This window comes from Laceyella sediminis (assembly GCF_003003125.1).
In the GTDB taxonomy this organism is placed as follows: domain Bacteria; phylum Bacillota; class Bacilli; order Thermoactinomycetales; family Thermoactinomycetaceae; genus Laceyella; species Laceyella tengchongensis.
Map to the genome: position 1 here is coordinate 22942 of NZ_PVTZ01000013.1, position 19900 is coordinate 42841.

Below are 19900 nucleotides of genomic sequence, written 5' to 3' on the forward strand. Positions count from 1 at the left end.
TGTTGTTGCAAGGTGAATGGATTAAGGGAGAGAATTTTTCTATAGTACCTTGCATTGATTAATAGCTGATGATACAATCTAGTCGTAGATTAGTACCTGTTATTGTTTAATACTTCGGGGAAGTTGGGTGATCATGTGAATGTGCAATTTAAAAAGGGAGTCCTCACGTTGTGCGTGATGGTGCTTACTTCGAGTAAAGACCGGTATGGATATGAATTGGTAGACCGGATTTCCGAGAAATTCATGATTGCGGAAGGAACCATTTATCCGCTCCTGAGACGGTTGACCAAAGAAGGGTATTTCACTACTTATTTGGTCGAGTCTCAAGAAGGTCCTCCGCGCAAATATTATCAGCTGACGGAGGACGGCAATAAATATTTGAAGGAATTGGTTGAGGAGTGGAAGATGTTTTCCCGTGCTGTCGACCAAATCATAGAGGAGGGGCTCCAACTTGAAAAAGAATGAGTTCATCAACCAACTCCGCGCCCAACTAAAGGATCTTCCAGCGGCTGAACGGGAAGAAATCATCTCTGATTATGAAGAGCACTTCCGCCATGCTAAGGAAAAAGGCCGAACGGATGAAGAAGTGATCAAAAGGCTCGGCAATCCCAAAACGATTGCTAAGGAGTTTACCGCCGACTACCATCTGGGAGAAGCGAAGGCCAACCATTCACTGCCCAGCCTGACGCGCGCAGTATTCGCTTCGCTGGGATTGGGGCTGTTTAATCTCATTTTGGTGCTTGTGCCTTTTGTTGCCGTTGTCGGTTTCATTTTTTCGTTGTATGTCTTGTCGGGAGCCTTTGTATTGACACCGCTGGTGGCGGTCGCCGCTTTCGCCTGGGAAAGCTCGGTTGCCAAAGCAATTTTTAATCTGTTTGTGACACTGATTCTAGCAGGCGCGGGGATGATGCTATATGCAGGCATGAATCGCGCTTCCAAAGCAGTGATTCGATGGTTTACCCGTTATCTGCAAGCTAACCTGAAAATAATCAAAGGGGAAAAATGAGTATGAACAAAATCGTTCGTATCGGGGCCATCACCATGGCTGTCGGCATCATCGGTGTAGTTAGCATGGTGTTCTTCTTGGGATATAACTTCTTTTTGGAAGACGTTAAAAACGTGAATTTGCATAAAACGGTTGAAGCGAAGAATGCTACGCAGATAGAGATCAACTCCAATGTTGGGGACATCAACCTGCATCTCAGCGAGCGGGATGAAGTGTTGGCAGAAATGACGGGCAAGGTGCCGCAAGGTAATGAAGTGAAGTTTGAGGTATTTGAAAGCAATCATAAAATCACGGTTACCATGGAGCAGAGAGAGAAGCGTTTGCTTGACTTCTCATTTGGAAAGATAAGTGAGCCACCTGTGCTTAATGTCTACATTCCCGAAAAAATGTATGAGTCCCTGCATGTAAAGACTCGCCTTGGCGATATCCATGCGAATCAAGCATTGTTGGCCAAAACAATGACCGTGAATACCGCATCAGGCGATATTTCGCTTTCTGGCTACCGTGGCGACCAACTGAACGTCCGCTCCCATCTCGGCGACATCGAGTTGCGCCAGATCGACGCGACGGTCGATGTGAGAGCGGACAGTGGCGATATCGAAGTCCGCCCGCTTCTCAACGCCAAAAAGGATAACCGCATTCAAAGCAATCTCGGTGATGTGACTGTGCAACTCCAATCGCTTCCAAAATCGCTATATGTCGATTTGGCAACCAACTTGGGCAGCATTGATACCGACTTTCCCGTGACTGCTGTGACGAGCGGCAAAAAAGAATTGGTTGAAGTACATGCAGGGTTGAAGGGATATATCGGGGAGCAATCCGACAATAGCGCCCAGTTGCATGTGATAACAGATTCGGGCAATGTCATTTTGCAAAAATGAACGAGTCTCTTGCAAACAAGTACACCGCCAGTGGTCTTATATTTTGTTTTGCGAATGCTTGCGAAATTATCGTATCCCGATAAACCGCACTGAATTCCGCGTTGTAATGGTAAACGATGTCTTTTGGATCTTAAGAGAAGGTTATTTTAACAAGAATAAAAAGCCAAAAATCAAGGATAAACAAATAGCAATCACCACCTATACCCAATTAGGTTTGCTATACTTAGATCAAGGGCAGATGGAACTCGCTCACACTGCTTTAGAAGAGGCAGTCAGACAGGGAAAGAAACATAAAGATAGCTATCGATTAGTCAAAGCTTTAATAGCCCTGGCAGATTGTCGATTGATGCAAAGGTATGACATGAAAGCACTAGAACATTATCAAGAAGCGCTCAAGTTAACTGAAAAACACTCATTTGACACGTTGCGATTCGATATTTTATTAGAAATTACAGAAATAACCAAAAGAAACAATCTTCCCACCTATCAAAAATATATAGACGAATTTAGACAGTCTGCGCTATCATTACGAGATCAAAGGGAGGTAGAAAGAGAATGAAACAAATCAAAACGCAACTTTTTATAAATGATCCACCCATTGAAGATTAAGTAATATCAATATATAAGGGAGTTCGGATAATTGCCGAATTCCCTGTTATATTGATATTGCATAAAAAATGATGTGTATATTGCATATAATCATATGATTATCTGTGAATATCAGTGATATACAGTTGATTAAAACGATAATAAACACAATTATATTAGATTGAATATTTATAAAAATGCGCATATAATCAAACTGTAGTTGCAACGTATGTTTTTCAGTTGCTATCTACACAAAATATTGGGGGGAGGTAATTGAAATGCAAGAGCCACCTGATCACTGATGTAAAAGAAACAAGGCGCACCACTGCGCCGGGATCCTCATAGTATGAATTTATCTGGAAACTACCGCCTTATGTACGGGTTTAACCTGTTTGATTTCCTTTCGATATTTTACTTCAACCGCTGCCACTGGTGCCGGAACATTGGCCCACAACCATTCACAGATCTCCGTTTTATCTTCAATATTTCCTGCAAACTTGATTCCATAGTAATTGAAACTTGCACGTTTAGGCCTAAGGGTTTCATCGTGGCGTGCATCCGCAAAAAATTTACTTGCAATAGGTGGGTATCCTAAATACTTCCCGGTAATCAATATTTCCTCTCTTGAATTCATTTCCACTCCAACCATTTCTGCAATATACCTGTTTTTCAATTTACCAGATTTAAAGAAGATGGTGGAACCACCATACTCATGATCGATGAAGACATTTGGATATCCTTTTGCTTTTAGTTCTTCTATCTCTTTTAGCTCGTACATGTGTGTGGCGAGATAGGCGGGTTTTAGACCGCGGAGAAAGGCTGAGAAACTGTTCATTTTACTACCTCCAAGGAGAGTGGATGAAAATGGCAAAGAAATATGAGTGTCCAGAATGTGAAAAAGAATATGAAACGGAAACGAGCAACCCCATCTGCCCTGAATGTTCCAAAGGTGGTACAAAAGTATACTTGGAAGAAAAATAAAACGGAGACCAGGGAGCATTCCCCGGTCTTTTTATTTTCTCTCCATGATGTACATCTCCTGCATCACCTGCTGTGAAGAAAAAAAGGGGATGTACCTGTAGCTTCTTTTTTTAATACTCATAATCACTATGACAGCTTAACGACGCTTTAGGCTTGAATTTTGTTTTTGCGGCGGAATGGCGTGATTAAACAGGAGGGGTTAGAGGAGATGTCTGCCAAGCAATACATGGTCGATGGGGGAGCTGTGAATCAAGGGGCGGGCATCGGCCTGTCCATCGTCTCGCTGATGTTGCGAGTAGATGGAGCGGAGCCCGCATTTTTTCACTGCCCGTCGTTGACTTTGGCGCGCTTTTTCAACGCCACGTATCCCACTGCGACGGCAATCAGTGTGAGTGTGACTTGCACCACATTTTGCTCGATGTGGATGAGACCGTGACTAAACCACACTTCCAAAGCCATTGAGGGGAGCTTGCCGATGGCGGTGGACAAGAAAAACACCGACAAGGGAACAGTGGTCAACGCACCGACGAGGTTGACGGCCCCAGCGGGAATGAACGGGGTGAGCCGGGCCAGGATTAGCGCGAGCCATTGTCTTAGGGGGGATAGATTGTTTAAGGTCTGCATCCATCGCCAATGCGTATGTCGCTCCACCTTTGCTAGTTGAATACCTTTGCGGTAAAGGAGAAAAGCGGCGACTGAGCCGATCACTTCCCCCAGCCAGGATAATAATCCGCCAAGCCAAGGCCCCCAAATCAACACATTGACGGTGGTGAGAAACACCGAAGGGATAAAACCGAGGACATGAATGATGCCATTGAGCAACAAACTGGCGGGAATCGCCCAATATCCGAGCTCAGAGAATAGGTGCGCCAATGAGTTTTCCATTAAAATCCTCCAATAAATGACTTCCATCTTACATGCCTTTTGATTTGTTATAACATAAAACCGTTCCAACGTCGCCTTTCGTCGGCCATTGCCTAAAAACGTTCTTTACATACTATGGTGGGGTATAGTACCATGGGTGAAAAGGAGCTGATGTGTCACTCGATGCGATCTACTATATATGCGGCAGAGTGAGCGATGAGAGGTTGAGCTCCTATTGAAAATAATGAAGAAAAGAGGCGGATTCCGCATGCGCATGATCAAAGAAACCTTGCGGGTGGAAGGCATGTCTTGTAACCATTGTGCCAATGCCGTCACGGGGGCACTTAAGGAATTGGCAGCGGAAGCGACGGTTGATTTAAAAGCCGGCATGGTTACTGTGGCATACGATGAGAGTCGGGCCAATATGGAACAAATCAAAGCGGCGATTGAAGAGCAAGGGTATGATGTCATTTAACCGCTTGACATCTGTAAAATGAAATAGTCAGGCCGTGGGTATTCACGATAGAAATGCCCGCGGCCTGCTCGTTTTGTATCGCCTTGTAGCAAATCTGCGCAAGTTTACCATTTGTTCAACTATTGTTAATTTAATGTTAAGGAAATTCGGGTAATAAAGGATTCGGAAACGGGTGCTTTCATGAACAACAAGAGAAAAAGATTTGCCCTTGCCATGGCAGCCTGCTTATCTGTAACAACGATCTTGTCAAGTAACGTCAGTTTTGCTGAAACGACTGCATCGACAGAAGATCCTGCATGGACAACTTGGTTGCAAAAGCGTTCTCATGCTGTGGAAAAGCTGGCTCCTAGCCAAGGGGACACTTATCGCGATTTACGCTTTTTGAAAAAGGTCCTGAAAGGCAAACGAGTCGTCATGTTGGGGGAAAGCTCACATGGTGCCGCTGAGTTCAACTCCGCCAAAGCGAGATTGATCCAGTATTTGCATGAAGAGCTGGATTATGATGTCATCGCTTTTGAATCCGGTCTGGTTGAAACGGCCGCCGCCGATTTGCACGCAGGACAAGCGACTCCGCTAAATACAATGCAGAACGCCATTTATGGCATATGGCACACAAAAGAAACGCTCCCGCTCTTCGAATATTTGAAAAAGGAGAAAAACAGCAAAGATCCGCTCACGCTTGCTGGGTTTGACATGCAACCGCAAGGCAACTATCAAGAATTTTTGAAGAAATGGTTCGAGTCTGTCGATCCGGCCATGGCGGAAAAAGCGTATCAAACGGAAAGTCGTTTTCTGCAAACCTATGCCACAGAAACCGATGTGGAGCGGTTCCGCGCTGAAAAAGGGTCATTGATCAACGCTTATAAGGATCTGCTGAAGTTTGTTCGGGATAACAAACGAGCATTGTCCAGCCGTTACCCGAAACATCCCAAATTGATCGCAATTACTGAATATGCGTTGCGAGACCGCATTCACACCATCGATCACATTTTGGAGAAATATATCCTGTTTGCCAAGTATATGCAAGAGGAGAAATACGAAGAAGCTCAAAAGGCGTTGGATGAAGCCTCCGTGTTGCGGGATCAAGCAATGGCGAAGCACCTCACTTGGTTGGCCGAAAAACTGTATCCTAACAAAAAGATCATTGTATGGGCGCATAATATCCATGTTCGAAAAGCCAACACCAAGACCGTCAACCCATACAGAACTTCCGTACCTACCATGGGGCAGCTGTTGCCACACCGCATGAAAAACAAATCGTATGTGGTCGGTCTGTACATGAATCGTGGGGTTTCCGCGCTTAACAACAGGGAGCCTGCGCCGGTGCGCTATCCTCATCCGGAAGGCAATCTGGAGTCCATTCTGGAGAAAGCCGGACACACCAATTTGTTTGTGGATTTGTTGCGTCAAGGCAACAAACCAGGTACCAAATGGATGTACACGGAACGCCAAGCCCTAGACTGGGGGCTGTGGGATGAGAAGTTGGTACCACGCGAACAGTATGACGGAATTTTATTTATTGATGAGACGCACATGCCTGCATATATTGACAACCAAACCAAATCTCTCAAATCCGCGCCCTCCGTTCGTTCTGCATCCGGGGTAGAGCCTTGGGTTCACGGATCGATCTGGGGACACAGATAAATATCGTGCTCAACTAGCGGCCCAATCCCAAAGCAAGGGATTGGGCCGCTGGTTGTCGTTGGAGTAGCATAAACCAGTCAACAAAAAAAGGTGGATCAGGATAAATATTCAATGTTTCATCCATATATTTCATTATAAAATGCCAAAAGTACAAAGGAGATGTTTGTTTTTTAGCTTAATTTATTATTATAACAGTTAATTAATTTAGAATTTATAGAATATATCTTGACAATAATAGTTATCTGATGAATAATATTTTTGGAAGTTGAGTTTAACATTTTAGAAAGGTGTGAATATATTGGCCAAAAAGAAGCGCATAGGGCTGTCGATTGTTTCTCTGTCCCTTTCGGCTGTTCTCGCTTTGCCGCTAGCAGTAGGCACACCAACCGCAAGTGCGACATCGGGCAAGCTTTCACCACATACGCCTGTGTCCAGTGACGGCACTATTTTTGAAGCGGCGAAGACCTTTAGCGGTGTTGTGACCGAGGCCAATGGTTCCTATGTGAAAGGGTATGAAGGAACAGGCAAAAAGTCCCCGGTTAAGATCAAAGGAGGCAACGTGGCTCCCGTCCGTTCCGCAGAGGGGAACGAAGGCGACGTGAGCACCGAATCCGTGATCGGCACGGATGAGCGCACCCGGGTGACCACCACTACTACATATCCCTACCGCGCTATCGCTCATATTGAAAGCGATATCGGTGGTTGTACCGGTTGGATGATTGACGCCGACACTGTGGCGACGGCGGGTCACTGCATTTATGATCCGGGTTCCGGCAAATGGGCTTCTTGGGCCAAAGTATACCCCGGACGCAACGGAAGCACCGCTCCGTATGGTTACGCCAATGCGGTAAACTTCTTCTCCGTCACGGGCTGGACGCAAAATGGCGACACCAACTATGATTATGGTGCGATCAAATTGGATAAGCCCATCGGCGACAGCACGGGATGGTTTGGTTTGCGCGTGGTATCCGGTTCGTTGAATGGGATGGCGCAAAACATCAGCGGGTACCCCGGTGACAAAACCTACGGTACCCAGTGGGAGGATGCCGACCAAGTTCGTGAAACTTACACATATAAAGTGCACTATGCCAATGATACCTACGGCGGACAAAGTGGCTCGCCGGTTTACAACTCCAGCAGTTGCGGCACTTGTAGCATCGCTATCCACACCAATGGCGTATATGGCGGCAACCCTTACAATCGGGGAACCCGTATTACTCAAGAGGTGTTTAATAATCTGAACACTTGGAAAAACAGATAATTCCATACAAAAATGATTTCCTTCCCTGATTGTCGCCAATCAGGGAAGGGCTTTTTTTTTTTATAGCCGTGTGCTACGGGCATTGTGTTAGAAGTAGGGAGCCCACGCGCTTCCAGCCACCGAAGCAATGGATTACATTGCGCCAGACAAACACCACTTGTTTCGACAGGTGGTGTTTGTCTGTTTGCTCGTCGATTTCCATTCCCGAGGTGATGTGCGCCTCCAAGCGGTACGATGGAAAGGGGATGCGTTTATATTTTCTATAAAAATAAGTTTAATCAGAAGTATGTTATTATTTAATACCCCACGCTAAATCGACGGAAAGCACAGGTGAAGGGATCATAAAGGGAGTAACAGAAAGGGCTTGAATTTTTATAAATGCGTGAAAATCAACCGCCAACCGCAAAGGACAGAGGGAGCCGTCTTTGCCGCATGTGCTCCTAATGTTTGATTAATGTTCCTTTTACCTGTTTGGTGTTTGCTTTGGGAAAAGGGGAGATGGGGTTTGGTTTCCGTCTTTTCTTTGTTATACAATGTTGATTGTTGATGACTTCACAAGATGGTAGAAACAGCAGGCGCGGATGCATGAAAGGATGTTAAAGATGAGCAAAACAGTGGTGTTGGCTGAAAAGCCTTCCGTTGGTAAAGACATAGCGAAGGTGTTGCGCTGCCATAAACAAGGTAATGGGTATTTCGAGGGGGACCGGTATGTGGTGACCTGGGCCTTTGGCCATTTGGTTACCCACGCTGACCCGGAAGCGTACGGTGAGCAATATAAGAAATGGCGCTTGGAGGACTTGCCCTTGCTTCCTGACCGCTTGAAATTGGTGGTGATCAAGAAGACAGGTAGGCAATTCCAACAGGTGAAGCAATTGATGTCCAGACCAGATGTGAAAGAGATCGTCATCGCCACCGACGCAGGGCGCGAAGGGGAATTGGTGGCGCGCTGGGTGATTGAGAAAGCGCATGTTAAAAAGCCGATTAAGCGCCTGTGGATCTCATCCGTGACGGATAAGGCGATCAAGGAAGGATTTCAGCGCCTTAGGGACGGCAAAGAGTACGAGAACCTATATCATTCAGCTGCGGCGCGGGCGGAGGCCGATTGGTTGGTGGGAATTAACGCAACGCGGGCCCTGACCTGCAAGCATAACGCCCAGCTTTCTTGCGGACGGGTGCAGACGCCTACGTTGGCGATGATCGCCCAACGCGAAGCGGAGATCAAGAACTTTAAGCCAAAAGCTTTCTACGGGATGGAAGCGGAGGCCGAAAATGGTCTCAAGTTGGTCTGGCAGGATGGCAAATCGAAGGATTGGCGCATCTTCTCGCAAGAAAAGCGCGATCGGTTGCTTTCCATGTTGGGCAATCGGGAAGCGGTTGTCACCGAAGTGCGGAAGACCAAAAAGAAACGTTTTGCCCCATCGCTTTATGATCTGACCGAATTGCAAAGGGAAGCCAACCAGCGGTTTGGCTATTCCGCAAAGGAAACGCTGTCCACCCTGCAATCGCTGTACGAATATCATAAAGTGGTCACGTATCCCCGTACTGATTCCAGGTATCTCTCTTCCGACATCGTGAGCACCTTGAAGGATCGTATCGAGGCTTGCCGGGTCGGGCCGTATGTCCAGCTGGCCCAGCAGGCCCGCCTCCATCTGAAACCGGGTAAACATGTTGTGGATGATAGCAAAGTATCGGATCACCACGCGATCATTCCCACGGAAGAACCGGTGTTTCTGGACAAGTTGAGCGTTAAGGAGCGGAAGATCTATGACCTTGTCGTCAAACGGTTTTTGGCGGTGATGTACCCACCGTTTGAATATGAGCAAACCACGGTGCGGGCGGACATTGGCGGCGAGACGTTTGTCGCCAAAGGGAAAGTGATCTTGGCGCAGGGTTGGAAACAGGTTTATGGCGATTTGGTGGAAGAGGAAGAAGAAAAGGAAGGCATCAAAGAGCAAATATTGCCGAAGCTGACTGAAGGACAACGACTCGCCATCCGCGCGATCAACCCGACCCAAGGGGAAACCAAGCCGCCGGAACTGTTTACGGAGGGCAGTCTGCTCGCGGCAATGGAGAATCCAGCCAAGTTCATGGGCAATGAGCGGAAAGATTTGATCAAAACATTGGGAGAAACCGGTGGGTTGGGCACAGTGGCTACCCGTGCCGACATCATTGAAAAATTGTTTGACAGCTACCTGATCGAAAAAAACGGCAAGCATATCCGTATCACTTCCAAAGGAAAGCAGCTCCTCGATTTGGTGCCGGAAGAACTGAAGTCGCCGGCATTGACGGCCAAATGGGAGCAAAAGCTGAGTGCAATTGCCAAAGGGAAGCTGAACAAAGCCGCTTTTGTCTCAGAGATGAGGGGGTATGCCAAGGCCGTGGTCAACGAGATCAAAGAAAGCGAGAAAACGTTTCGGCATGATAATCTGTCGACCAAAAAATGCCCGGACTGCGGCAAACGGTTGTTGGAAGTGAAGGGCAAAAAAGGGCAGATGCTGGTTTGTCAGGATCGGGAATGCGGGTACCGCAAGAGCGTCTCTATCGTCACCAATGCTCGGTGCCCCGAATGCAAGAAGAAGCTGGAACTGCGCGGAGAAGGGGAGGGCCGGATCTTCGTCTGCACCTGCGGCCACCGCGAGAAGTACGCAGCATTCCAACAACGCAAAGAGAAAGAGAAAAAAGGCAAGGTGTCGCGACGGGAGATTGCCAACTATATCAAACAGCAAAATAAGCAACAAGAAGAAGGGCATCCTGCTTTGAAAGAAGCACTGTCCAAGTTGTTTAAACAAGATTAATGCCGCTTGGCGCAAGAGATGCCGTTAACCAATTAAAAACCGCTCGCCTCCACATCAGATGATAGAAGGCGGGCGGTTTCATGACTGATTGCATTGTCTATCCGTCGAAACCGAGTGTGTCCTAGATAAATTTGTGGCTTAATCAGGCTCAATGGCGCTAGCTGAATTTTTTAAGAATTTGCCGCAAGGCGAACAATGACAGCAAGAAGGCAGTAGAAGACAATGTGAGCGAGGCACGGGCAAAGAGTCGTTGCACCGCGCGGCTACAACCATGGGAGTTCACCCTTAAGATGCGTGTGAATGTTTTCATATTTCACTCTCCTGCTTGCGGAATAAAGCAATACATCGGACTATAGGCATTTTTATTTATATTTATATAAAACATTATATCATCCGTAATTAAGAGAAACATAGCGGTGAAGGAGGGTGAATTGGTGACAATGCTGGGACAACTGTGGATAGTGGAGGTTAAAAAATTTCTTTATGAAGAGATGTCTGCTCCAAAAGCGAAAATCTATGCAATCAAAGGCTTTTGGGGTATCAGTGGTGCGGTGGCACAAGGGATCACGGATGATTTTGGACAAGGTGTAGCCAGCGTCAAGTGCAAATTTGTGTTAAACTAAAACAAAAGAAAGTAATATGTTAAGTGTTTTTTGGATACAAAAGGTGTGCTGACGGTACCCCTTCGGGGGATTCCCATGCTGCCTGCATCCGATGGATACACTGTGGACATGTGATGGCAAAATATGGGTGGTGCCGTCCGCCCCAAACCTAACCAAACCACTAGTCAAAGGAGGAATGGCATTTGATTGCTGTTGCTGAAAAAAGAAATGAAGGAATCAAAGAAGAAGATCGCAAGAAGTTGGCATGGCTCAAAAGCTTGAAGCGGATCACCTTCATTTTGCTGGGTGCGATTCTTGTAGCCGTGGCACTGGAGATTTTTTTGGTCCCCAATGATGTAATTGACGGAGGGATTGTGGGCGTTTCCATCATTGTTTCCCACCTTTCCGGTTTAAACTTAGGGGTCTTATTATTTGTACTCAACCTTCCCTTCTTCTTTATCGGATATAAACAAATCGGGAAAACCTTCGCCCTGTCCACTCTGTTGGGCGTTATTGTCATGTCTGTTGGTACCAACTTGCTCCACTCGGTACCGGGTTTAACAGATGATCCTTTGTTGGCGGCGGTATTTGGAGGAATCATTTTGGGGATTGGCGTCGGCTTGGTTATCCGCAACGGTGGTTCCTTGGATGGAACGGAGATTTTGGCCATTCTGTTTAACAAAAAATTGCCGCTTTCCGTGGGTCAAACAGTGATGATTTTCAACCTGTTCATCCTTGGTAGTGCAGGGTTTGTGTTTGGTTGGGATCGGGCCATGTATTCCTTGATGGCTTATTTTATCGCTTTTAAAATGATCGATGTAGTGATCGAGGGCTTTGATGAAACGAAATCCGTATGGATCATCAGTGACAAACCGGAAGAGCTGGGGAATTGCATATTGCAACGTCTGGGTCGGGGCGTTACTTACTTAAATGGTGAAGGTGCTTACACCGGTGACTCCAAAAAAGTGATTTTTTGCGTCGTGACCCGTTTGGAAGAAGCCAAACTGAAGTTGATTGTAGAAGATGTGGATCCCCAAGCCTTTCTGGCGATCGGCCATATTCATGATGTGCAAGGCGGAAGATTTAAAAAGAAAGATATTCACTAACACAACGAGCTCTTTTCCCTTCCCATCTGGGAACAGGTTCATAAGCATCGCCTGTTCAAGTGAAGACTTGAACAGGCGATTTGTCGTATTTTTGGGTTAATCCAATCCGTCGACCACCCCGATCTCAACGATGTTCACCCGGGGAACAATTCGCACTTTGACTCGCGGATACTGTTTTTGCCATGTTTTGAAGTCCCAATTTCGGGTGTGGCTACGCACGTGATCCCCGAGTCCCAGGGGATCGATCCCCAATTGTTGAAACTTGCGGATCAGCTGGTGTCCTTGTTGTGAAACCTGCTTTTTCAATGCATGTTCTGTCTGGCTCACATGTTGGGGTTTCAAGTGTTTCCCGGAAAACTCGCTGATTGAAGCTCTGATGTTTAAGTAGATGGTGATTTCGGGAGTGGTTTGCGTGTTGCGGATGGAGATCCTTCGGTTTGAGGTAATCACCCGCATCGCGACGAATTTATCCCCGATTTGCACTTTCATACCGGGAAATCGATTTTTACCGTAAAGGGTGTTGAAGGTGAACAGGTGACTACGGTCCAGTTCGAAGACCATGCGGTCTTTTTTAAATAAGGCCAACCCTGTCAGCGTGATTTCCCTATCAGTTAATTTCAATAACGGCAAGAAGGGGTCCTTGCCCTTGGTGTAATACGCAGACAAGAAATAATGCAGACTGTTGTTGGGGATCGAGCCGTTTTGGGTGTTGTGTTCAAGCAAGGACGCGATGTAATGGCCCGTGTCGCGCGTGCCGAACGATTGGTTCAGTATTTCTTTGGTGACTCCCTCCGTCACGGCCAAGCTGAGGCTGGTTCCGATGTTGGGATCGCGATGCAAGGTGTCGATCATGTGGAGGATCCCGCGCTTGGCCATTTCCTTGTTGAATAGGGCGACTTCCAATTTTGCGTTGGCCAGGTTGGCGCTACTTTCTCTGTTCAATGCAATCAAGGCTTCTTTCCCTAAGTTGGCGGTGATGGAAAGCGTTTTGTTTTCGATCGAGGCATCGGATCTAAATACGGGTGTTACTGCGGTCATTGTTGCCGTTTGTTCATCGATATAATCATAGCCGACGGCGGTGACCAGTTGAATCTCATCCAATACGTTTTTTCTCACATTGCCGAAAATGATAATACAGATCGCGATAACAACCAATGTGATGGGTTTCATCCATTTGATCCACTTCTTCATGATCTCTTCCTCATTTTGTGTCGGATGTGGTAGATGATGAACAGAATGGGGATGTAAGCGTACAAAAGATAGATGCCGATCATGGAGACGAAGGAATTGAGATGGTCAATCTGCATCCGGTTGTTCAACAGGCAGGTGATGATGAAGCTCCCTGCAAGCAAAATGAGCAAGGCGCTGCGTTGAGTGATTTGGAAAATCCGTTTCACCCCGCGGCTAGCAGCCCAGAACGCGGTGCAAATATTGGGTAGGATGATGATGGTCCACGCGGAAATGGCGACATACTCAATCCGCTCGAGCACCGGCAACTTTATGACTTTCCACATGGTCAGGGTGGGCCATATTTCAACTTGCAAATGATCTTCGCCGTAATAGGCAAAGGTGACGATGGCGACTCCCGCATAGATCAATGTAGTGAACAGATTGCCGTAATGCGTCCATTTTTGCGATTTCTCTGGTTCGATGAAATAAGGGTAATAGAGCAGCAACAACTCGAAGCCCAAAATGGTAAATGTCATTTCTTCCACGGACTTAATCAAGTCTGTAATGGAGTGATCCATAACCGGTAGCAAATTCCGGAAATTGGCGAATTCCAAAGGGGCCAAAAAAGTGGGTATCAAAATGAGCGGGATGATGGACCCAAAATAGCAAACTCCCGCAACGGTGCGAAATCCGTTGCTCACGATATAGTAGGCGGAGGTCAAAAAAACCAGGGCGAACGGCCATGTCTTGAACAGGGGGAACACCCACACCTGAATCACTTCAATGAAAGTCCGCAACACCGTCGTCCCGGAGATAAATACTTGGAGGATGAACAGAAAGCTAAGCAGGTTGCCGATCCATTTGCCAAAGACGGTTTGATGAATGGAGATCAAGTCGTTTTGTTCTTTGTTTAGTATTTGGTACATCATCCATAACAGCAAATGGATGATGAGCCCGGACAGGATGACGGCGATCCATGCGTCATGCCCGGAGGCTTTTGAGATATAGCGTTGGAATCCCAACACCCCCACGCCGAATTGCGTTTTGTATATCAAGAAAAACGCTAGGTAGGGTGAAACGCGATATTGTCGATTCACATGCGCTTGCATAGGATCAGCCTTCCTTCTTGCGGAATCATTCATCTATGTCCCGCGGTTTCTGCCTCCATGGGGGTGTGAAGCGCTGTTTGTCCTGCGTCTGGAGATATGCAGGGCAATGAGATTGTGTATTGAAAGGTAACCGAATGAAAGAGTCGCGCAAGTCTTTCAAGCGGAGAGGATAAATGGGCTCCAGATAAGGGCGCCCCAAAGAAGTCAGCCTCAGCAGATGACCCATCACAAAGATGAACGCAATCGCCACCCCTATCAATCCCCATAACTGGGCAAACAAAAGAAACGGAAACCGGAGCAGGCGAATGGCGTTGCCCATGCGATAAACCGGTGTTGTAAAGGATGCCAACGCCGCCAGCGCGACGAAAATCAACAGCACATTGCTGGTGAGGCCTGCTTGCACGGAGGCGGTTCCGATGACGATCCCGCCGACGATACCGATGGTTTGGCCTACTTTCGTCGGCAAACGGGCTCCCGCTTCACGCAACAATTCGATCGTCAATTCCAATATCATCGCTTCCAATATCGGGGGAAACGGGACGATGCTCCGTGACGTCACCAAGGTGACCATTAAATCAGTTGGAATCAGTGCGTAATGGTAAGTGACCACCGCTACATAAATGGGGGTGATCAGGATGGAAAACAAGACGGAAAACAAACGGACAATCCGGAAGAAGGACGCCATTTGCCAATTAATGAAGTAATCTTCAAACGCTGAGAAAAATTCGACTAGCGTGGTAGGAGCGATCAGGGCATGGGGGGAACCGTCCACCATGATGACGATGCTCCCTTCGGCCAAAACAGCGGCCACGCGTTCAGGCCGTTCAGTGTCCAACATCTGTGGAAAAATAGAGTTGCTGTTGTCCGTGATAAGTTGGGAAATGTAGGAGCTGTCAAGGATTTGGTAGAACTTGATCGCTTTGATCCGTTGCAATACCGTGTTGACATTTTCTTCATTGGCCACTCCGTCGATATATAAAACCGCCACTTTGGTTTTGGAATAAGTGCCGACGGTGAGCTCTTGTAACTGCAACTCTTTGATGGGCAAGCGTTTGCGAACCATATTCAAATTGGTTGTCAATGACTCGACAAACGACTCCTTCGGGCCGACAACGGAAAATTCTTCTTGGGGGATGGAGACGGCCCGTGATTTGTCCAATTCGGCGCGCGCCAACACTCCTTCCAGAACCCGGTCACTAAATCGAATCCATACGTACCCGCGCAACAACAAGTCTTTGATCTTTTCAGGATCATCGGTGATCTCTTTCTCCTCGATGGGAAGCACGGATTCGACTTCTTGCAAGGTCGGAAAAGATAGTTTGTTTAAGTAAGGCAAGATGTCCCGGTGCAACACTTCCGTGTCCACCAACGAGGTGATGTGTGTAATCCAGTACGGATGAGTTGCATTCGCATGATGGGTATGGGTGAAATCACCGCGTTCCCAAAAAGGTTCAGCCCAAGTGGATGGCGGTTCAGCCGTTTCCTGTTTGTTTTTTCTCGGTCTTCGGATGCCGGTCACCCCCTCGCGACGAATGATCATCCTTTATCGTTGCCCGGTTGGCGTTCTTTTATTTGTGGACGAGCATGTAAGCGAAAATGGCTACAACGCAACAAGCCCACTTTCCTTTAAGGCGAAAGTGGGCTTGTTGGCGCAAAGCAGTCAGGTGCTCGCGCGCTGTCCGCAAACGTCATGTTGGCACGCTTGGTGGAAGTCGGAAGTTTCTACTTGGATGGTGGTGTGCCGGATGAGGAAATGCGTTTCGATTTGTTGGATGGATTGTCGCAAAACGGTTTGACTGTCGGCGGTGTCTTGGATGAGAAGATGGCAAGACAAGGAATCAAAGCCGGATGTGATAGTCCAGATGTGCAAATCATGGACATTAACAACTCCGGGAATGCGCATCAAGATCTCTTCTACTTTTTTGCGATCTACGGTGATGGGCGTGCCTTCCATCAGGATGTGCACAGAGTGGGCGATCACACCCCAGGCTCCTTTCAAAATTAAGACGGCCACCACCGCGCTAATCAGCGGATCGGCCATATACCAGGAAAAGTAGTGCATCAACAAGCCGGCGAAGATGGCTCCGACCGAGCCCAAGGCGTCGCCTAGCACGTGGAGGTAAGCGCTGCGCACGTTGACATTGCCCTCCGTGTCTCCCTTCATTAAGGCCCAGGCGCTCAGCAAGTTAGCGATCAAACCGACGGCGGCGATAGCCATCATGGAGCCACTGGCCACGCGCGGAGGCTCCAGCAGGCGGTGGAATGCTTCCCACATGATCACTCCGGCAATGGCAAACAGTGATAGGCCGTTGAAGAGGGCGGCCAAAATTTCAAAGCGGTAATAGCCGTATGTTTTGCGGGCGGAAGGAGGGCGAACGGCGAACCACATGGCGGCAAGACTGAGGGCGAGTGAGCCGGCGTCGCTCAACATGTGCCCTGAATCGGACAAGAGAGCCAAGCTGTTGGTCCACAGTCCGCCAACAAACTCCAACAGCATGATGCCGGCTGTAATGGCCAAGGCGATGGTCAGCCCTTTTCGATTGGCATTGCGGGTGTGGGTATGACCGTGATCGTGCCCGTGGGCATGGTGATGATGGTGGTGATGGTGGTGATGGTGGTGATGGTGGTGCATCGGCCATCTCTCCTTTATAAATGTTCAACATGGCTAATCGTTTGCCGCAACAGGTCAACCACATGCTCATCGTCACAACTGTAGAAAATGATGCGTCCTTCGCGGCGTGTTTTGACCAAGCGCAAGGAACGCAAGAAGCTGAGTTGATGGGAGATGGCTGAGTGGGAAAGACCTAACACTTCGGCGATGTGGCTGACGGAGCACTCCTCTTCGGACAGTAGATGCAAGATCCGGATGCGAGTGGGATCTGCAAGCGCTTTAAAGATCATGACAGCGTCTTCCACCGATCGTGCTGCCAGCGTCTTATGCTCCTCTTTTTTCATGATGCACACTCCTTCATCTCCTATATTTTAATATATGAGCATATGTTCATATATGATTGTAATGGTCGGTATAAACAAGATCAAGAGAAAAAACGGTTGCATTGCCATGTGAAAACCCCCATGATCGACATGGACCATGGGGGTGAAGATTATCAGTTGTCAAATTGGGCGGCGTTGAAGATTTGTTTTTGTGTTCCGGTGTAAATCACTGCCGATTTGGCAGGGATGGTTTCACCCTGATAAGAGTAGGCATGGGTGGAAAAATTGGCGATGACTCGCATGTCCTTGCCGAAGCGAGTTTCTTGTACGAGACGGTCCGGGCTCAATGTGTTGAAAGAGGTCAACTCGCGTTGCACGGCTTCTCGGTGAAAGGGAGACCACACTTTGATGAAGGCGCTAATCAGCTCTTTGTCTTTCTGCCAAGATCGTTCATCCACATGATAAAGGGGCGGGACATTGTAGAGTAGTTCCTTTAACATGCGGTCAGAGACTTCTCCTTTAATCTTCAGGCTTCCCCATTCCCAATGGTGCGTCGTGATCACGGAGTCGTTGTACACCAACTTATACAGTGGAATGGAGTAGACGGGATCAAGGTAGATGTGCTGATAACGTTCCTTGATGGGAACGGGTTTGCCAAACCGATCGGGGGTTCCGCCTTGCTGAGACCAATATGCGCCGATATAATACGGGCTTTGTTTGTGTTGGCGCATATCTTTGTCACTCCAGGCGATCACGGGTGTTTCGATTCCATGCGCGAAGGCGATGACCCGGCTGGCGAAGTCGTTTCCACCTTCCGAACCAACCACCATGCGATAGCGTGTGGCGATGACATTCATCCGCTTCAATCTCGCCTGTAGATCTTGCGCTTGTGTGGTGAGATGTTCGGGTGTGTAATCATCATATATCTCACCAGTGGCGTCACAATCCACAAACCAAGAGTTGAAGGCGATGCCGTTTTTGAGGATGTCACGGACGCGTTGGTTTACGGCGGGCAGGGAGAGGGTGGGGTTCAACTTGCGACCCCGGCCCAGGAATCCTTTCACTTTTTGACCGTTCACATCCGTGATGGTAGCTCGTTCGTACAGAATGGGGTCTTTGAAACTGGCTGTGTTCCAATCCATGTTCTGCTCTTTATGAATCGAATGGTAAGAATCGTAAGGGCCAATTAGATAACCTGTTTTATTGGCGGTGTTCACGGCAACCGGATTCATAAGCCCGTCAGCCCAGTTGGGCAGCCCGATCCATGCTCGGTTCAGCCCCGAGCGGGACATCTCACGAATGAGATTAGAAATGCCTTCCCCCCATGTCTGGACATCTGTCACACTTTCCCCCAAAGCGCTTTTTAGCAAGTGCTTGTTTAACGTATACAGCTCTTGCTCGCTTAACTTGTCGATCCCTTTGGACAAAAGGGCGCGGGCCTCTTTATCGGGATGTGGGAAGTGTTTGGGTTCGTATAATGTCTTCAGTTTCAGGGCGGTGTTTAACGCTCTCACGATGACTTGCTTTTGGTAACGATCCCAAGCCCCTGGGGTATGACTTTTTATAACTTGGGCCAGTTCTTGTCCGCTGTCAGAAGCGTTAGCATTCAACACTTCCACCATCCGACCGAAGGTGGGGCCTTTCAAGAGTGGATCGAGTTTCTGCCAGCGCAAATCGGAGTCGGTCAGTATCCCATCGTTCCACAGATAGATGTGGGGAGCGCCAAATAGCTTCGCCACGTTGCGGTTTTCTTTTGCTTTTTGGACAAGGCTTTTGAACTCGCCAAGCTCCTGAATGTGCCGGCGATAGATTTTGACGATTTGAGTCGGGTCTTGATCTGTCAGATATAGGCGGAAACCATACGTCTTTTTCTTGTTGATGGTCGGAAACTCATGTGAAAAATGAAGTTCCAGGTTCGGGTTGTTTTGGAACGTCACTTGATCGTTGAAAATGTCATCAGCGATGAACACAACGGCATGTCGGTTTAGATTGGCCGCCAAAAACCGCATGGAGAAATCTTCGCTGAAGTGATAGGTTTCGCCACCGAGGTACGCCTGCCAATGGGGGTCTCGGCTGGGAATCTGTTTCCCTTCCCACAAAGGGAGGGTGTAGCTTTTCCCGCTCAACACGGGCCATTCAAATTTTGACGCGCCGGTTGATTGAATGCGTACATCTAAATAAGTCTTTTGCTTGGTCAGGTTTACGCGGATTTTTTGATCAGGGTATTCCCAAGACGCCTGCGTCTGGTTCTGTTCAAACCGGGTGACGCGCATCGGGGTGAGTGGCTTGGACACTTTTTCTTTCACGCCGTTCCGGGTGAGTGTGATGTCAAAGGTTTCAGGCTGAACCTGAAATGTAAAATCGTAATCATGCACCTCTGTTTTTGGATTGATTGTGTCAACGCTCTGGCATCCGCTGAGCAGGGCTGTAACCAGCGCACCGCTCAGACATGCAGAAATCAACTTTTTCATTTCAGCACCTCCT

At 47.8% G+C, this 19900-nt stretch carries 19 protein-coding genes; 10 read left to right on the plus strand and 9 right to left on the minus strand.

Annotated features, from left to right (window positions below; genetic code table 11):
* Window positions 1-135: 135 nt before the first annotated feature.
* From CLV36_RS13790 to CLV36_RS13805, 4 genes are read left to right on the plus strand one after another with little or no spacing between them, the layout of a single operon-like run.
* The gene (locus CLV36_RS13790) at window positions 136-465 is read left to right on the plus strand and encodes a PadR family transcriptional regulator (RefSeq protein WP_106343056.1); all 330 of its coding nucleotides are present in this window, start codon (window positions 136-138) and stop codon (window positions 463-465) included.
* Window positions 452-1006 (plus strand): DUF1700 domain-containing protein, encoded by a 555-nt coding sequence (locus tag CLV36_RS13795; protein ID WP_106343057.1) that lies wholly within the window; start codon window positions 452-454, stop codon window positions 1004-1006. The genes CLV36_RS13790 and CLV36_RS13795 overlap by 14 nt, the downstream gene beginning before the upstream one ends.
* Window positions 1007-1008: 2 nt before the next feature.
* Complete coding sequence (locus tag CLV36_RS13800; protein WP_181353068.1) at window positions 1009-1887, plus strand: DUF4097 family beta strand repeat-containing protein; 879 nt, start codon at window positions 1009-1011, stop codon at window positions 1885-1887.
* Complete coding sequence (locus CLV36_RS13805) at window positions 1868-2446, plus strand: tetratricopeptide repeat protein (protein ID WP_146130645.1); 579 nt, start codon at window positions 1868-1870, stop codon at window positions 2444-2446. Before CLV36_RS13800 ends, CLV36_RS13805 begins: the two co-directional genes overlap by 20 nt.
* 381 nt (window positions 2447-2827) lie before the next feature.
* Here CLV36_RS13805 and CLV36_RS13810 read toward each other — a convergent pair whose 3' ends face one another.
* On the minus strand, window positions 2828-3310 hold the full coding sequence (locus tag CLV36_RS13810) for a hypothetical protein (RefSeq protein ID WP_106343060.1): 483 nt from the start codon (window positions 3308-3310) through the stop codon (window positions 2828-2830).
* Between the two features lie 467 nt (window positions 3311-3777).
* Complete coding sequence (locus CLV36_RS13815; RefSeq protein ID WP_181353070.1) at window positions 3778-4341, minus strand: TVP38/TMEM64 family protein; 564 nt, start codon at window positions 4339-4341, stop codon at window positions 3778-3780.
* A 253-nt stretch (window positions 4342-4594) separates the two neighbouring features.
* Here CLV36_RS13815 and CLV36_RS13820 point away from each other — a divergent pair, with 253 nt between their 5' ends.
* The 4 genes from CLV36_RS13820 (at window position 4595) to CLV36_RS13835 (ending at window position 10495) form a co-directional block, all read left to right on the plus strand.
* Entirely contained in the window at window positions 4595-4795 is a 201-nt protein-coding gene (locus tag CLV36_RS13820) for a cation transporter (RefSeq protein ID WP_106343103.1), read from the plus strand.
* A 180-nt stretch (window positions 4796-4975) separates the two neighbouring features.
* Complete coding sequence (locus tag CLV36_RS13825) at window positions 4976-6439, plus strand: erythromycin esterase family protein (protein ID WP_106343062.1); 1464 nt, start codon at window positions 4976-4978, stop codon at window positions 6437-6439.
* Between the two features lie 298 nt (window positions 6440-6737).
* Entirely contained in the window at window positions 6738-7700 is a 963-nt protein-coding gene (locus CLV36_RS13830) for a trypsin-like serine peptidase (RefSeq protein ID WP_245888375.1), read from the plus strand.
* A gap of 602 nt (window positions 7701-8302) precedes the next feature.
* On the plus strand, window positions 8303-10495 hold the full coding sequence (locus CLV36_RS13835; protein WP_106343063.1) for a DNA topoisomerase III: 2193 nt from the start codon (window positions 8303-8305) through the stop codon (window positions 10493-10495).
* A gap of 157 nt (window positions 10496-10652) precedes the next feature.
* Here CLV36_RS13835 and CLV36_RS17410 read toward each other — a convergent pair whose 3' ends face one another.
* Window positions 10653-10805 (minus strand): hypothetical protein, encoded by a 153-nt coding sequence (locus CLV36_RS17410; RefSeq protein WP_154986281.1) that lies wholly within the window; start codon window positions 10803-10805, stop codon window positions 10653-10655.
* 124 nt (window positions 10806-10929) lie between these two features.
* Between CLV36_RS17410 and CLV36_RS13840 the strand changes: the two genes are divergently transcribed.
* Window positions 10930-11118, plus strand: a complete 189-nt coding sequence (locus CLV36_RS13840) for a hypothetical protein (protein ID WP_102991687.1) — start codon at window positions 10930-10932, stop codon at window positions 11116-11118.
* Window positions 11119-11333: 215 nt separating this feature from the next.
* Window positions 11334-12203 (plus strand): YitT family protein, encoded by an 870-nt coding sequence (locus CLV36_RS13845; protein WP_102993769.1) that lies wholly within the window; start codon window positions 11334-11336, stop codon window positions 12201-12203.
* Window positions 12204-12299: 96 nt separating this feature from the next.
* Here CLV36_RS13845 and CLV36_RS13850 read toward each other — a convergent pair whose 3' ends face one another.
* From CLV36_RS13850 to CLV36_RS13875, 6 genes are all read right to left on the minus strand, one after another.
* Window positions 12300-13394 carry a Ger(x)C family spore germination protein gene (locus CLV36_RS13850; RefSeq protein ID WP_106343065.1) on the minus strand — a complete coding sequence of 365 codons (1095 nt, stop codon included), beginning with the start codon at window positions 13392-13394 and terminating at the stop codon, window positions 12300-12302.
* The gene (locus CLV36_RS13855) at window positions 13391-14482 is read right to left on the minus strand and encodes a GerAB/ArcD/ProY family transporter (RefSeq protein ID WP_181353071.1); all 1092 of its coding nucleotides are present in this window, start codon (window positions 14480-14482) and stop codon (window positions 13391-13393) included. Before CLV36_RS13855 ends, CLV36_RS13850 begins: the two co-directional genes overlap by 4 nt.
* 25 nt (window positions 14483-14507) lie before the next feature.
* Entirely contained in the window at window positions 14508-16022 is a 1515-nt protein-coding gene (locus CLV36_RS13860; protein ID WP_106343067.1) for a spore germination protein, read from the minus strand.
* A 120-nt stretch (window positions 16023-16142) separates the two neighbouring features.
* The gene (locus tag CLV36_RS13865; protein ID WP_106343068.1) at window positions 16143-17114 is read right to left on the minus strand and encodes a cation diffusion facilitator family transporter; all 972 of its coding nucleotides are present in this window, start codon (window positions 17112-17114) and stop codon (window positions 16143-16145) included.
* Between the two features lie 14 nt (window positions 17115-17128).
* Entirely contained in the window at window positions 17129-17437 is a 309-nt protein-coding gene (locus CLV36_RS13870; protein ID WP_102991692.1) for an ArsR/SmtB family transcription factor, read from the minus strand.
* A 152-nt stretch (window positions 17438-17589) separates the two neighbouring features.
* Window positions 17590-19887, minus strand: coding sequence for a glycoside hydrolase (locus tag CLV36_RS13875; RefSeq protein WP_106343069.1), 2298 nt, complete (start codon window positions 19885-19887; stop codon window positions 17590-17592).
* Between the last annotated feature and the right edge of the window lie 13 nt (window positions 19888-19900).